9 protein-coding genes are annotated in these 16,171 nt (G+C 30.7%); 5 read left to right on the top strand and 4 right to left on the bottom strand.

Features of this window, described 5'->3' with window-relative positions; genetic code table 11:
* The first annotated feature begins 3 nt into the window (after positions 1-3).
* Entirely contained in the window at positions 4-1,314 is a 1,311-nt protein-coding gene (locus PG914_RS01445; protein WP_488821912.1) for a phosphohexomutase domain-containing protein, read from the top strand.
* Complete coding sequence (gene glmU / locus PG914_RS01440; RefSeq protein ID WP_488821911.1) at positions 1,311-2,693, top strand: bifunctional UDP-N-acetylglucosamine diphosphorylase/glucosamine-1-phosphate N-acetyltransferase GlmU; 1,383 nt, start codon at positions 1,311-1,313, stop codon at positions 2,691-2,693. The genes PG914_RS01445 and glmU overlap by 4 nt, the downstream gene beginning before the upstream one ends.
* A gap of 32 nt (positions 2,694-2,725) precedes the next feature.
* On the opposite strand, the gene PG914_RS01435 is transcribed toward glmU, so the two are convergent.
* Complete coding sequence (locus tag PG914_RS01435) at positions 2,726-4,426, bottom strand: phosphoenolpyruvate carboxykinase (protein ID WP_488821910.1); 1,701 nt, start codon at positions 4,424-4,426, stop codon at positions 2,726-2,728.
* A 101-nt stretch (positions 4,427-4,527) separates the two neighbouring features.
* On the opposite strand from PG914_RS01435, the gene PG914_RS01430 reads away from it, so the two are divergent.
* Both PG914_RS01430 and PG914_RS01425 read left to right on the top strand, forming a co-directional pair.
* Entirely contained in the window at positions 4,528-5,178 is a 651-nt protein-coding gene (locus PG914_RS01430) for a GDSL-type esterase/lipase family protein (RefSeq protein ID WP_488821909.1), read from the top strand.
* A 222-nt stretch (positions 5,179-5,400) separates the two neighbouring features.
* On the top strand, positions 5,401-11,478 hold the full coding sequence (locus PG914_RS01425) for an Ig-like domain-containing protein (RefSeq protein WP_488821908.1): 6,078 nt from the start codon (positions 5,401-5,403) through the stop codon (positions 11,476-11,478).
* Positions 11,479-11,543: 65 nt separating this feature from the next.
* Here the strand turns inward: PG914_RS01425 and PG914_RS01420 are convergent, their stop codons facing one another.
* The 3 genes from PG914_RS01420 to PG914_RS01410 form a co-directional block, all read right to left on the bottom strand.
* Positions 11,544-13,775, bottom strand: a complete 2,232-nt coding sequence (locus PG914_RS01420; protein ID WP_488821907.1) for an ABC transporter ATP-binding protein/permease — start codon at positions 13,773-13,775, stop codon at positions 11,544-11,546.
* Between the two features lie 10 nt (positions 13,776-13,785).
* On the bottom strand, positions 13,786-14,649 hold the full coding sequence (locus PG914_RS01415; RefSeq protein WP_488821906.1) for a hypothetical protein: 864 nt from the start codon (positions 14,647-14,649) through the stop codon (positions 13,786-13,788).
* Between the two features lie 72 nt (positions 14,650-14,721).
* The gene (locus PG914_RS01410) at positions 14,722-14,946 is read right to left on the bottom strand and encodes a hypothetical protein (RefSeq protein ID WP_488821905.1); all 225 of its coding nucleotides are present in this window, start codon (positions 14,944-14,946) and stop codon (positions 14,722-14,724) included.
* Positions 14,947-15,096: 150 nt separating this feature from the next.
* Between PG914_RS01410 and PG914_RS01405 the strand changes: the two genes are divergently transcribed.
* On the top strand, positions 15,097-15,957 hold the full coding sequence (locus PG914_RS01405; RefSeq protein WP_488821904.1) for a hypothetical protein: 861 nt from the start codon (positions 15,097-15,099) through the stop codon (positions 15,955-15,957).
* Positions 15,958-16,171 lie beyond the last annotated feature (214 nt).

The following is a 16,171-nucleotide window of genomic DNA, read 5'->3' as shown; positions in this document are numbered from 1 at the left end:
AGTATGGGTAAGTATTTTGGTACAGATGGAATTAGAGGTAAAGCATTTATTGATCTAAGCGCTAATTTCGCTTTTAAGTTAGGCCAAGCAATTGCTAAAAAATTTAAGCCTAAGACAATTGTTATTGGTCAAGATACAAGACTATCTTCTAATATGCTTGCATACGGTGTTGCATATGGTGCAGCTCTTGCTGGTGTGAATGTATTGATTTCTGAAGTTGTTTCAACACCAATGATTGCTTATTATTCAAAAAATAAAAATATCATCGGTGTAATGATTACCGCATCACACAATCCATATACTGACAATGGAATTAAAGTGATTAAATCAGGCTACAAAATGCTTGATGATCAAGAAAGAGAACTAGAAGGTTATATTGATGAGACATCTATTTTAAAATCACCCAATTTTGGATTGATTCAAAATACAGATGATGTTGAAAAAGAATATATTAAAGTTTATGAAAAACTAAATATTCCTTTTGCTAATAAACTAATTAGTTATGATTCAGCTAATGGTTCAACATATAAAATCGCTAAAAAAATCATTGAAAAATATGCCTCAAATTCATTCCAAATCGGTAATGAACCCGATGGATTAAATATTAATCGAAGTGTAGGCTCAACACATATAGAGGCAATTAAATCTAAAGTTCTAGAAACTAAGTCATCTATTGGATTAAGTTTTGATGGAGATGGTGATCGTATTTTAGTTGTAGATGGTGATCAAAATCTATATGATGGTGATTTAATAGTTTACATTATAGCTAAATACTTGAAATCAGTTGATAAACTTAAAGACAATAAAGTAGTATTAACTGTAATGAGTAACCCTGGAATACTGAAGGCATTTAGAGATTTAGGAATTGAAGTCATTAAAACAAGTGTTGGGGATAAATACGTTTCAGAAGCACTTATAAAAGAAAACTTAACTATCGGTGGAGAAAATTCGGGCCATATTATTTTAAATGAAATCCTACCGTCAGGTGATGGATTATTTGCAGGTATGTATCTATTAAAAATACTTACTGAAAATAACATGGATTTAAAAGAATATACTAAAGAAGTGGAAATGTATCCACAAAAAATGGTCAACATTAAAAATGTTGATAAGAATGTTGTTAAGTTAGATGAAATCAAACAATTACTAGAAGAAGCTCAAAAAGAACTAACTTCTGATTCATTATTACTGGTTCGTCCAAGTGGTACTGAAGATTTAGTTCGTGTTACAATAAGTTGTAAGGATGAATCTTTATTAGATTCATGGATGAATCGAATTGTTGAAAGAATTAAAGTTTTAGGGGAGAAAAAATGAAAAACTATGCATTAGTATTAGCAGCTGGTAAAGGCACAAGAATGAAATCGGAAACTCCGAAAGTCGCTTTTCCGATTTTAAGAAAACCAATGATTGAGTATATTGTTGAAAACATTGAAAAATCAGTTGTTGATGAGATTTATCTTGTTTTAGGTTATAAACGTGAAGTTGTAGAAGATATTATTGAAGATCGCGCTAAATATGTTTATCAAGAACAACAATTAGGTACAGGGCATGCTGCAATGATGGCTGCATCAGAACTTGGGGATAAAGAAGGCCATACATTTATCATGCCAGGAGATGTTCCATTAATATGGTATAAATCGATTAATCGAATGTTTGAAACTCATCTAGAAAATGGTAATGATTTAACAGTTGTTACAGCAATTTACGATGATCCAGAAGGTTATGGAAGAATAGTTCGTAATCCTCAAGGACAAATAACAGGTAATGTTGAAGACCGCGATGCTGATGACTATCAGAAGACAATCAAAGAAATTAATACTGGTATTTATATCGTTAACAATCAAAAATTCTTTAAAGAACTAAGCAAACTAGATAATAAAAATGCTAAAGGTGAATACTACATTACTGATATGATTAGCATCATGCGAAAAGATTATAAGGTTGGCACTTATACTGTTAGAAATAATAGTTTAGTGATGGGTGTCAATGATCTTTATGCAATTAGTAAAGCTGAAAAGTATTTACGTGAATACATCAATAAAGAACATATGCTAAATGGTGTTTCAATGATAAACCCAGAAACTATCACAATTGGGCATAATGTGATTATTGAACCGGGAGTAACCATTAACCCAAATTCAACTATAACAGGCAATACAATTATTAAAACTGGTGCGATTATAGGACCGAATTCTGAAGTCCACAACTCTGAAATCCATGAAAATGTTCATGTTCGTCACAGTTATGTTTATGATTCAATCGTAAGAAAAAATACGACAGTTGGACCGTTTGCTCATTTAAGAGACCATGCTGATATTGGTGAAAGTAACCGTATTGGTAACTTCGTAGAAGTTAAGAAATCTTCAACTGGCTTTAATACAAAAGCTTCACATCTTGCATATATTGGTGATGCAGAAGTTGGTTCAAATGTAAACTTTGGTTGTGGTACAATCACAGTTAACTATGATGGTGTAAATAAAAATAAAACAGTCATTGGTGATTGGGCATTTATTGGATGTAATACAAATCTTATTGCTCCAATTACTATTGGTGATAACGTGTTTATTGCAGCAGGTTCAACAGTCACTAAAGATATTCCAAGTAATTCGTTTGCGATTGCAAGATCTCATCAAATTACAAAAGAAGATTATAAGAAATACTTAATTGGACCAAAATTAGATAAAGAAGAATAAAAATAGGGAGAACTTGACGTTCTCCCTTTGTTTTACTTGATTAAGTATTCTAATAATTTTAATGCTGCTTCATTTGGTCCTTTCTGTTCATAACCATCAATAGCCAGCTTAGTATAAATTACACCAACTGGTATCTTATTCTCAAATAATTTTTCAAAATATTTATCAAGTAGTGGTTTTGCAATATCTTGATGCTGTGCTGGTCCAAATGGGTTTGCAAAGAAACTCTTCGTCATACCAACTTCACTCGTTGTACCTTTAGCACGTCTTGCGCCTTCTTCAAATACTTTAACAATCTCATCTAGATTATCTGAGATTTCTAACCCCTCTTTAGTTTCATCATAGTTGTTGGCATAAAGTACTAAATCTACTTTATGTTTTTTCATAATGAAATCATATGTAGAAGCAGGCAGTACAACTCTTGCATTTACTTGGTTAGGGTTTAAGAATACTGCTCTATCGATTTGTTTATAAGCATATCCTTGATCCAAATCATCAAGTCTTACAAAGGCTCCAATTTCAGAACCACTTGATAAGATGTGATTGTTTGATATTTCAAATGAACCCATATCGTCATACACAATATCGATAGAAGAAATGTACTTAGAACCAACTAATCTGAGTGCTTCAATCGTTTCTGATTTACCAGCGCCTGAGTCACCAATAATAACGACATTCTTTTCAATACCATTTCTAAATCTTAATTTGAACATGGCACCATGAATAGGAAGTTTACCTTCACTCATGCTTCTTACATTATAAAGAGTTAACAACATCTTTTTAACATAACCGAAGTAGTCATTTTTATCAGCAGTTGAAACAAATCCAATATGAATATCGTGATTTTTATCGTGATGATAGACACCATCAAATGATTCATCGTTTATACCGTAGATATAGATTAAATCTGGCTTTTTATCTTTATACTCTTCATAACTTGCTGATTCAAATAAAGAACCTAAAGTTACTGCATATTTTAAGAATTTTGTATGTGTATAAACATATGCTAAATATGGTCCGATTTTAAGTGCTGAAACGATATAATCATTTTTATTGATATCAAGTGTTTCTAATGGGTTTTGATCAACTGGTTTAAACATACCAGTTCTCGTATTTGATTTAGAATAAATCATTAATGGTGGTTTGATTAAAATACTTGATACAAATCTTTGTTCAGGAAGTTTAGTATAAGGTGCATCATAAACCCATGAATTTGTAACAATTGATAGATTAGCTTGTGTACCTGCTGGAAGTTGTCTTAACAGATTATATGTTCTATTTAAAATCTTTTGAGAGATTGTACGATATAGTCTTAATACTAGATTTGAGAAGTTATCTGAGTTATCAATTAATCTTTGATTAATCGATTGATTATTATCAAATCTACTACGGTTAAAGAAACCAAATCTTTCGATTTTTCTCCAGTAATCATAAAAGTTTTCAACGAATGTATATAAAGAAATTCTAGTTTCTTCATTAGAATCTAAATTATGTGTTTTAACAACTGTTTTATATTCCCAAACAAGTAAATCTTTAAAAAGGGATAAAACTCCAGTTGGTTTTAACTTTAAGATCCAGTTAAAATCACGGTTTCCTGTTTCTTTAATATGTGCTGTATATCTTTGAAGTAATATAAAGAATGGTCTTGAATCTAAGATATTACTTTCAGTGTCACAAGGAATTCTACCAAATTGAATATAAAAAGTTTGATTGTCTAAATAAAAGTCTTTCATTATATGTCCCTAATCCCTATAAGTTTAATTTATTATAACACAATAGAAGGCATACATAAGTATGCGTGTTATAATATTTTCGATAAGAAAGTAGGATATTTATGAAACTAAATGATCAAGAACTACATGGTTTAAGAGATATGATTGCTAAAACCAGTAGTAAAGTAATTAATAAATATAAAGAACTTAATAAGGTTGAGAAAAACACAAATATTTTATTCATGGGAGACTCTATGATTGAGTATCTTGATGTTAAATCCTCTTTTCCAAATTTAGACGTTTTAAACCGTGGTGTAGCTGGTGCTACAACTAAACTTATATTGGAAAATTTAGCAGATATTGTTGGTAGTATTGTTCCTAATAAATTATTTATTTCTATCGGCTCAAATGATTTATTCTTATTACGATCAACCCCGGATGAAGTTATAGAAAATGTGATAAATGTATTTAAAACCCTACAACAAAAATTTCCTGAAACTAAATTATATTATCTATCGACGACACCTGTTTTAAAAGAAGGAACTAAACTTTATAAAAAAATCTATGTTGCAGGTAGAACAAATGAGGAAAACCAGTTAATTAATAAGGGTCTTCAAAATGTTTTAGAAAGTATCAGTGTTACATTTATTAATCAGTATGATGGTCTAGTTGATCTAGAAGGATACTTGATTGAAAGTTATACTCCAGATGGTATTCATTTAAACAAAGAAGGTTATAAAATTTATTCAAAAGAGATAGAAAAATTTCTTTAAATTTTCAAAATTAATATAAAATATTAAAGTTTTAACGCAAAGTATATGAAAAAAACTTTGGTTTTTTCTTTTTTACCCCTAATTATTTTCACTTACTGAAATTTATTTACAATATTTGAGATTCAAAGTATAAAGCGCTTTCATAAATTGAAAAGTGGACTATAATGAAGGCAGAGGGCATACAAAAGAAAACTTTTGTACAAAAAAACATAGGAGGAAAGAATGAAAAGAAAATTTTTAGTTTTGACTATGCTTTCTTTATCACTTGTTCTTGCTGCATGTACAGATATCATAAATGCAGCGTTTTCATTTGACGAAGAAGAGGTTACACTTGAAGTTGGTGAAACATATGAATTAGCATATGAACTCACAGAAGGCTTCGAGTTAGAGTTTAGCTTTTCACAAGAAGGAATTGTTTCTATTTCCGGTAACACAGTTACTGCATTAACAGTTGGCACTGTTGATGTAACTGCAACCGTTAAGGGGACAGAAATTAAAGACACAATTAAAATTATCGTTGTTGAACAAGAGCCACAAATTATTCCAGTTTCATCAGTAACTATTGCTGGTGGAAGTGCTGGTGTTGTTGGAGGAACTGTTACTTTAACCGCAACAGTTTTACCAGCAAACGCTACGAATAAAACGGTTACTTGGTCAACATCTGATGCAACAGTAGCAACTGTTTTAAATGGTGTTGTCACATTACTTAAAGAAGGTAGTGTAACAATCACTGCTACAGCAGATGGAAAGAGTGCTACCCATAGCATTACAGTAGCAACCGCTGTTGTTAATGTAGAATCTGTTGAAATTACAGGGGATGAAGCAGGTGTGGTTGGAGAAACTGTTGAACTTTCTGCAACTGTTTTACCAGCCAATGCTACAAATAAAACAGTTACTTGGACTTCAAGTGATGAAACGATTGCAACCGTACAAAACGGTGTTGTTACATTATTAAAAGAGGGTAGTGTGACAATAACTGCAACAGCTGATGGTAAATCAGATACACATACAATCGTTGTATCTCCACTGATCATTCCAGTTGAATCTGTAGAAATTTCAGGATTAACTGAAGGTTTAGTTGGTGAAGAGATTACATTATCTGCAACAGTCTTACCAGCTAATGCTACAGATAAGGCAGTTACTTGGGAATCTAGTGATGAAACACTTGCTACAGTAGTAAATGGTGTTGTTACATTATTAAAAGAAGGTACTGTAATAATTACTGCAACAGCTGATGGTAAATCAAATACTCATGAAATCATTATTACTGTACCAAGAGTATCAGTGGATTCAGTTGAAATCTTAGGACCTTCAACAGGTTTAGTTGGTGATGATTTAGAATTAACTGTTCAAATCTTACCACTAGATGCAGAATATGATGAAGTTACTTGGAGTGTTAACATTAATGCATTCGCAAGTGTTAATGATGGTTTATTAACATTAAAACGTACAGGTACAGTTTTAGTAACTGTTTCAGTTGATGGTAAGACTACAACTAAAGAAGTAACCATTCAAAGTGTTGTTGCATCATTAAATGGAACAAACTATGGCTCAATCCAAGCTGCCATTAATGCAGCTGTCTCTGGTGATACAATCATCATCAAAGAAGGCACACATAATGAATCATTTACGATTAATAAGTCAAACCTTACTTTCCAACCAGAAGCAGATAAGAAAGTTGTTTTAACAAACCTTATCAATATTGCAACTAATCTACAAAATATTACCATTAATGGTTTTGAATTTACTCAAAATGCTCAGTTTAAATCAACGGGTACATTAAAAGGATTCAATTTTACTCATAACCATGTTTATGATTTAACACTAACACCAAATGCATATGCACCAGTAAACCGTATCAATGTGAATGCGTTTATTCAATTCTACCGCTTAGCAGATTCTGATCTATTTGGTGATATTAATATTGAATCAAATATCTTTGAAAATATCGAAGCGGATATTATTTCACTTGACCGTACAATGGTTAATACAGAAATTAATATTTTAAATAACCAATTCTTAAACTTTGGTGTTTCTGCTATTCGTTTTGATGGTGGATACAACAATGGTACATATAACATTAAAGAAAACATCTTCATGAATGATGAATTAAGTGCAGGTTCAGCAATTACATTTAGAGCGTTTGCTCCAACAGCTGGCAATGTACAAAATATCTACATTGAAGAAAACTACTTTAAAAACATTGGTACATTATCTAAAGGTAGAGACGGTGATCAACCAGGTTCTGGTGTCATCACATTCTCAACATTTAATGCAAATGATACAAATATCTATATTAGAGATAATCATTTTGATCATACATTTAATAGCGTTCACTTAAGAGGTGCGGCGACTAAATGGTCTGCAACAGTATCTGGAAATACATTTGAAGATTCATTAGGTTATGTATTATTTGACCAAGTGAAACTTGCTACATTCGAAAATAACCTATTCTTAGATAGATTAGGTGAAGAAGTAGATGAAGCAAGAATTATCAATAATACTGCATCAACATTTAGAGTTGTTTCAATTGCTCTACCAGTCTTAGAAAGTTTTGAAATTGGTGGTAAAGATGTTGTTGAAGTAACTGATGTTGTAGAATATGAATTACTTGCAACCCCACCTTACTTTGAATTTAGTAATGTTGTTTGGGCATCAAGTGATGAAGAAATTGCTACAATCGACCAAAATGGTAAAGTAACATTTATTGCTGCAGGTAGTGTAACAATTTCTGCAACATATGAAGATGTAACTGTAGAACTATTAGTTGAAGTCGTACCTAAGACTGCTGCATTCTTAAACGGTCAAAACTATGCAACAATCCAAGAAGCAATTAATGCTGCTGTTGCAGGTGATTTAATTGAAGTTAACTATGGTACATTTAGTGAAAACTTTATAATTAATAAATCAATTTCATTAGTTGGTGGACCAAATACAATCTTAACTGGTAAGATCACAATTGCTCCTAACCAAACAGATATTTCAATTACTGGTTTCAATATGACTGGTGGATTCCAAGTGATCTCAACTGGTACACTCTTTGGATTTGAATTCAGTAATAACCATGTATATAACACTACAACTGTGGGTTCTGGATATCTTCCAAACTCAAGAGTTAATGTAAATGCGATTATCCAATTATACCGTCTTGCTGATACCAACGTCTTTGGTGATATCACAATTGAAAATAACATCTTTGATGGTATTCAATCAGATATTATCTCAATTGATAGAACAGCAGCAGGCAGAGAAATCAACATTAGATTTAATCAATTCTTAAATTACCAACTATCAGCAGTTCGTATTGATGGTGGTTACAATAACGGGACTTTAAACATCGAAGAAAACTTATTTAGAAACGATGTTAAAGGTGGACAAAATGCAATTTTATTTAGAGCATATTCAGCATCAAGTGGTAACCTACAAACAATTAACATCTTAAACAACGTATTTGAAAACATCGGTAACGTTACAAATAACCCAACAGATAGTTATCCACAATCTGCAGTTATTGCAACATCAACTTATAACTCATTAAATATCGACTTTAATATCGTTGGTAATGAGTTTACTAATACTCACAACTCAATTCACTTAAGAAAGAATGAAAATACAACTAAAGCGGTTTGGGATGTCGATGTGTTAGAAAATAGCTTCATTAACCCAACCGGATACATCTTTAGAGAGGATGGTAACATCGCAGGATTCCAAGATAATTCGATTTTAGATGAAAACCATAATCTATTAGATGAATCAAGAATTAATATTACATTAACAGCTTCAAGTCATATCATCCGTATTTTAGATGTAACAGCTGAATATGTAGTTATTACATACACATTTAATAAAGATACAAATACTTATGACATCGTTGAACAAGTATTAACTGGTGTTGTTGGTTCAACTGTAAAAATTACACCTCAACCTAAATTAGGATTCTATACAGAAAAAGAAGAGTATGAAGGTGTGATTAAAGCAGATGGTTCATTAGTGATTGAAATTGTATATGAAGAATTTACTGCAACATTCACTTATAACCTTGTATTAAACGGTGGTAACATGTTCTATGCTAATCGTGAGGCAATGGTTTTAGATTGGCTTGCTGACTATAACCTATTTGGTGGCACATCATACACATTAACAACCATTCCAACAGATACCTTTGGTACATCATCAACAAATATGCATACATTCTTCTATGATGCAAGATTTAGAGATAAATGGTTGTGGGTTGCTAAATATTTATCAGTAGTTGGTTCATCAACAAATAAACCAGCAGCTGCTAATATTATTTCACGTGCAACAGCTCAAGCATTTGAAGCTGTGAATCCTAACTACAAATATGCATGGAGTTATGAAGTGCGTGGTTTCATGGCTGGTCGTAAGTTTGTAGAAAATGCTAACTGGCAATCATCTGATTATAGTATTCAAGAACTTAAGAATGGATTCTGGTCATACTTAATTGCTGACCGTCAACAAACTGAATTCTTATCAACTGAAGAAACTTTAGTGCTTCCAACAAATGTATATTTAGAAAACTATGAGTTCTTAGGTTGGTATGATAACCCAGAGTTTACTGGTTCTCCAATTACAGAAATTACTGAATCTAAAACACTTTATGCTAAGTGGGCAGAGAAAGATCCTATTACTGCACTAGCTATTTCAAATGCAGTATCACAAATGTTTAAAGGTGATGAATTACTACTTGATGTCGTGATTACACCAGAAAATGCATTTAACAAACAATTAATCTTCTCAACATCTAATGATAGAGTATTAACAGTAGATGAAAATGGCTTAGTAACAGCAGTTAATGCTGGTCAAGCTGAAATCACTGTAACTAACCACAATGGCACTGTTTCAGTCAAAATGAATGTCATTGTTTATCCAAAAGATAGCTTTACACTAGAATTCTCTGAAGGCTTCAATGGTTTCATTAAAGTCAATGATGAGTTTACAATGACTGTTGTACCATTTGGACAAAATGCAGAATTAAGAACATTCACATTTGAAGTTGAAAATGCTGAAATGTTAGAATTAACAGAAGAAAATAACTTTAAAGCACTACAAGCTGGTACAACGCATATTGATATCTTTGAAGGTGAGGAATTAGTATTCACTTACACAGTCCATATCCAAGAAGCATTAAACCCAGCAGAACGAGTAGATGCTCTACTTTCATTATTAGCATCAGCTAACAATAATGTTGTTAGTGGCTTAAATGTCATTACTTATTACACTGCATCTCAAGAATGGTCAGATCCAAGATATGAATCAGTCAATGCATTCTTATTTGATGAATTAGTTATTGATAGAACTTCATTCCCAGCTGACCCAACGAAGTTTAGTAACACATTAAAACCTTCAACTGAATTTATCTTAGTTCATGATACAGCTAACCTAAACGGTGGCTTAATGACACACGGTGCATTCTTTGCTAACCCAGCAAACCAAGTAGGTATCCACTACACAGTAGGGGATTACGGTGTACTTGGTTCACTTCCGGATGCATATGTAGGATGGCATGCTGGTGATGGTTCATCATATACCTTCACATGGCAACCAACAGGCATCCAAGCTAATGGTAACTACAACCCAGTGATTGATATATCGGTTGATGGATACTTCACATTCAATGGTACTAAATCAACAATTCAAGCACCTCGTGGTAATTCAAACCAAATCCTTGATAAGTCTTACTTCACAATGCAAGGACCGGTTTGGGATATCCAAGGTGGACAATATGTCATGGCTCCTCATTACTTTGATACTTCACAACAAGCTCGTGGTGTTATTGGTGCTAGAGCTGGTAACAAAGTATCAACTGGTATTGAAATGAACATTAACAAAAATGCTGATATCGTTGATACAGTACAAAGAACAGCAAAACTCGTTGCATGGTTATTAGATTATAATGATCTAGAATTAAACAGAGTGATCCAACATAATACAATTACTGGTAAGGGAGACCCTTACACGCTAAACAATACAGTTTGGAACGGTACTTGGTATTGGGAACGCTTCATGCAACATGTAGCAATCGAATTAGAAGTACTACAAGAATATTCTGATGCAACAATTGAATTTAGTTCAAATTCACCACTTGTATCTAATACAGGTAGAGTTGTTGTATTTCCAGAAGAAACAACAGAAGTAGAATATACAATTACTGTAACAATTGGTGGTGTAACTAAATCAATTACATTAACATCAATCGTTCCTGGTGTTCAAACTTGGAATCAAAACTATGGTTTCTTTAAACCAACACAAGCTTGGGCTAAAGCAGATTACAGAAAGTAAAGTAATTAAATAAAAAAGGCATAAATCGATAGAATTATGCCTTTTTCAATATCAGAAATCTAAATTTAGTTTTTAAGTAACTTCAAAATTTCGATTTTTTTAATACGTTCGAGTGAAATGAATGAAATAAGTCCACCAATTAATAAAACCGTTAATCCTGTATACAAGAATAAAGTAAAATCTAGATTAATTAAATTAATATTCATTTCTAACTCCTCTTTATAGTAAGTATTAATTAAATTGACATTAATGAGGAATATGATTGTTGATAACATATATGTTATGCCAATAATCATTAAATTCATAAAACTGAATATCAACATGATATGCTTATTCAAGAATCCTAACGACTTTAAAATACCAATATTATATAAATGATCATTGACTGAACTCTTAATAAAGAAGAAGAGCATAGCTATGAGTAAGATGAATGAAACATTGGTAAATATTATTAAGAACGTATTTAGTCCTGTGACAAATACTGTTGCACGCATTGCATCAAATGCTATATAAGATGTAAATTCTAAACCAATACTTTTAATATATTGATGGAATTCGATAAAACTATTTAAATCATATTCACTAAATGTATAGGTGTATTGAAGTAAGTCCAAATCCAGTGTATCAGGTTTAATTTCTGTTTCAAAAAAGTTACTTTCAAAGAAAATTGCATGATTATCTTTAAATATAATAGCTTTAATTGTAAAATTTTCTGTTACTTCATTTCCGTTTTTAACATAAGTTAAATCAAAACTTGTGTCTAAGTAAGGCTCCATATCAGCAGGTACTTCAAAAGTATCATTCGTTATTAATATAAGCATCGGAACGGTTAAAATAACCTCGTTTGGTAATAAATCTAGTGAACCAATAAATGAGCTTTCATCAATGTCCACTAAAGAAACTCTATTTACAAAATTAACTAAACCTAAATCTGTTGTCGTTTCAATATCATTGTTTAAATGGTCAACCAATTTAACAAAAGTATTTTGATTCATTTTTAAGACATCATAAGTCGTTAATAGTCTATCTTGAAATTGGGTACTAAAATCTTCATTAAAATTAGTTAGCATAACATCCTTAATTTTAAATGAGTAATCACCTAAAATGATGAATGTATCAATCAAATTTTCATATGAATCAATTAAAGTAATGTTATTTTCTCTTAGCATTGTAGCTTGATAATCTGTAATGATGATTTCATCATCAAGTAAATCATTTCTAACTTCAATAGTCCTAAATATTTTCTGAAGTGAATTTACATTAAATAGAGACATTAATGTGGTATCGAGTTGTTCAACATAAACCTTATTAAAGCTTAAATTTGTAAATGCACTAAAGTCAAGATCGTCATAAGTATCAGGGATAACTAAATTCATTTCATTATTAGAAATATAGATTTGCTGATTGGAAGTACCTTTGTTTGCATGATACAAGAAAGGACTTTCTTCAAATAGATTAAAGGCAAGTGTAAACATTAATGAACTTAAAGTCATTAGCATAAAGAACATCATAAAAAATGATTTGAATTTAAATGTCTTGTTGATCTTTAATGATGTTTGAACTAATTGTTTTAATTTAATTTTTGAAGATGTCACTGTAAAGGATGTTTTATGATTTGATAAATCTTTTATAGGAAGTGTTGATGTTTTCAATTTTCCATAATCAAGTTTGACAGTAAAATCTGAATACTTTTCAGCAAATTCAATATCATGTGTAATAAGAATAACTAATACATCTTTTGAGATTTCTTTTAGAATTTCAAATATATTGATACTATTTTCTAAATCAAGTGAACCCGTTGGTTCATCAGCTAAAATAATTTTGGATTTCTTAAGTAATGCACGTGCAATAGCAACCCTTTGTTGTTCACCACCAGAAAGGTTGGATACTTTTTTATTCAATAAATCCTTTATATCTAGTTTTGTTAAGATGCGATTTATTTCTTGATCAAGTGGTTCATCGTTAGCAGAAAGCGTTTCAATAAGTTTTAAATTTTCGTAAACTGTTAAGTAATCAATTAAGTTATGATCTTGAAAAACATAACCAAAATAATTGTTTCTTACTTGATTCCAAGTGTCCGAATTAAAGGTCTTTGTATCTTTTCCATCAATTAAATAATTTCCATCTGTTGGGAAAATAATCCCAGATAAAATGTTTAACAGTGTGGACTTGCCACTACCTGATTTACCAATAATTGAAACTAAACCTTTATCCGGAAATGATAAAGTTATATTAGTCAGTGCGTATACGGTGTTTTGGTCACCGTATTTTTTTGATATATTTATTAGTTCAATCATAAAGTCTCCTTTATAGATATGCGATATTATTGTTTTTTAAATCATTATAGTAAAATCTACCATTAGAATTTAATGAGTACTTAAATATACCTTCAGATAGTGAATCATAGATATATGTGTATTTAACATTTTGTTCAATTAGTTTATATCCAATTCGAGTGTTTTCGTACCACTTTTCACCAATCGCCCAGTTACCTTGAACAACATTGGTACTATATTGAGCTTGGTAAACTTGTATTACATAAACATCAAAGTTTGCACGCAATTCGTATACATAATAACTTGATGTATTAACTAAAACACTGTAAGTTTCCGAGGTTGTTTGAGTGTAAGTGTGTGTGTAATTATTCTTGATTGAACCACCGATTTTAGCTTCTACAGAGGTATTTGTACTTACCTTACCACCAATATTTGCCCCCATATAGTTTAGTCCACCAACTGTAAGTTCTGTACTGTATGAATAGGACATTCCTAATTCATATTCTACCATAGTTTCATAGGTATATGAGGTTCCTGCTGTAATCGTTCTGGTATGGGAGAAAGTACCTCCAGCTGAAATGAAAATAGTTTCATTTTTAAGTTTTTTGATTCTTGCATTTAGAGGCTTGGAGTATTTATATACCACATAGTAGATGTCACCATAGGATGAATAATCCTTTTGAAGGCCCCACCAAGACTCAAAACTTAATAAATCTTTATTTGATGCAACACCATAATCGACTCTTGTTGCATTTCCAAAGGTCGTGTTTACAGGTGTTTGGGATGTATAACTTGTATATATTGTATTTATTGAAGGTGTTGCAGCGAATGAAACTTCACCTTGAAGTAAAAAGATTGATATAATAAATAGTAATAATATAGAAATTTTTTTCATAGTTATATTATTTTGATTGAACCTATCATACCACGCACTGACTAATAAGACGAACTTCTGATGTATAACCCTTTAAATTTTATCTATTTCATTTGTATTTATTTTTAGACCATGATTTGATATCTCAATGATCTCAGGATGTTTATCTTCATTTGTAAACCCAGTTGAGCGTTTAATTTCAATCTCATTAACAATCAAAATTTCCGGATGGTTGTTGAAACTATTAGAGCACATGTAATCCATATGACAACTCACCATTACTGTTAACATTAAAACAAATAACATCATTTTTTTCATATAATCACCCCCTTATAATTCAAAGTATAAAATTGTATTAAACTAAATAATAGGGCAAAACTGTCCTAACAAATTGGAGGAGATATGAATATTGACTTGTATTCAAAAGAAATAGCTTTATTTTTTGATAAACTGCGTTTTCAACGGAATATGACACAAGAAGAATTTACAGATGATATCGTTTCATTAAGACAGTTTAGACGCTATTTGTCTGGTGAATATCAAATTCCACAAAAAATATTCAATAAATTATCTAATAAACTAGGATTTAAACCAGAACATCTCATTTTAGAATTTGAAAGTGATAAATTTCAAGAAACCCAATTATTGAATAAATTAAACAATTATATAGTTAATAAAGATTTTGAGTCTGCAAAATTGATATTTAATCAAATTGATGTGGAACATCTTATTGATACAAATAACACGCTAATTTATAAGTATTCACTGTATTTAATGCATTTTTATCAAAATATAATCACTCCAAACCAATATATTTTAGAGATTAAGCATTTGGTTAATTATGATTCGATTTTTAATAAGAATATCTTGTCTTCAACTGAAATCATTTTATTATCCTCACTATTACCTCTAAAAGCTTTTGAAGACAAAATTAAAGTAATAAATATATTAGAGAAATACATTAATCAACAAAAAACAATCATTAGTGGTCATAATGACAGGTTATTATTACTATGTCTATATTACATTGCCTTGTTTTATGGTTCACAGAAGGTATACAATAAAGTCATTGATTATTGTGCAAAAGCAATTGAATTTTGTCATAATCTGAAATTAAGTTATTTACTTGAAGACTTTTACTATTATTCAGCACTTGCATACCATGCAATTAATGATAAAGATAAATTTGAAGAGTTTCTTTTTAGATGTTATTGTATATTGAATGCAGAAAACAATCGATCAAAAATCAACAAATACTATGCATTATTTGTTAAAGACTTTGGTATTGAAGTGGAATCTGAAATAATAAAATATATAAAGAATAAATAAATGAATAAGGTATTATGATTCAAATTTGGATAGGAGAGATGATGTTAATTTTATTTTTGCAATTTGTCATTCATCTTTTCATATTTAATGTTCGATTTTCTGATTGTAAATGGTTAAGATTCAACGAATCTAAATACCTTAAATCACAAGAAGGTCATATACTGACTTTCTTGTTATTTTTTTAATTTGATGTTAAAATTGATTAAATAAATAT

The organism is Acholeplasma sp. ORD1043 (assembly GCF_057808485.1).
The sequence above is the reverse complement of the archived record's forward strand: the minus strand, read 5'-3'. Positions and strand labels throughout refer to the sequence as shown.

Excerpts from the sequence above, each read along its gene's own strand:
- PG914_RS01445 (WP_488821912.1), top strand. The coding sequence starts at position 4 with ATGGGTAAGTATTTTGGTACAGATGGAATTAGAGGTAAAGCATTTATT.
- glmU (WP_488821911.1), top strand. The coding sequence starts at position 1,311 with ATGAAAAACTATGCATTAGTATTAGCAGCTGGTAAAGGCACAAGAATG.
- PG914_RS01435 (WP_488821910.1), bottom strand. The coding sequence starts at position 4,426 with ATGAAAGACTTTTATTTAGACAATCAAACTTTTTATATTCAATTTGGT.
- PG914_RS01430 (WP_488821909.1), top strand. The coding sequence starts at position 4,528 with ATGAAACTAAATGATCAAGAACTACATGGTTTAAGAGATATGATTGCT.
- PG914_RS01425 (WP_488821908.1), top strand. The coding sequence starts at position 5,401 with ATGAAAAGAAAATTTTTAGTTTTGACTATGCTTTCTTTATCACTTGTT.
- PG914_RS01420 (WP_488821907.1), bottom strand. The coding sequence starts at position 13,775 with ATGATTGAACTAATAAATATATCAAAAAAATACGGTGACCAAAACACC.
- PG914_RS01415 (WP_488821906.1), bottom strand. The coding sequence starts at position 14,649 with ATGAAAAAAATTTCTATATTATTACTATTTATTATATCAATCTTTTTA.
- PG914_RS01410 (WP_488821905.1), bottom strand. The coding sequence starts at position 14,946 with ATGAAAAAAATGATGTTATTTGTTTTAATGTTAACAGTAATGGTGAGT.
- PG914_RS01405 (WP_488821904.1), top strand. The coding sequence starts at position 15,097 with ATGACACAAGAAGAATTTACAGATGATATCGTTTCATTAAGACAGTTT.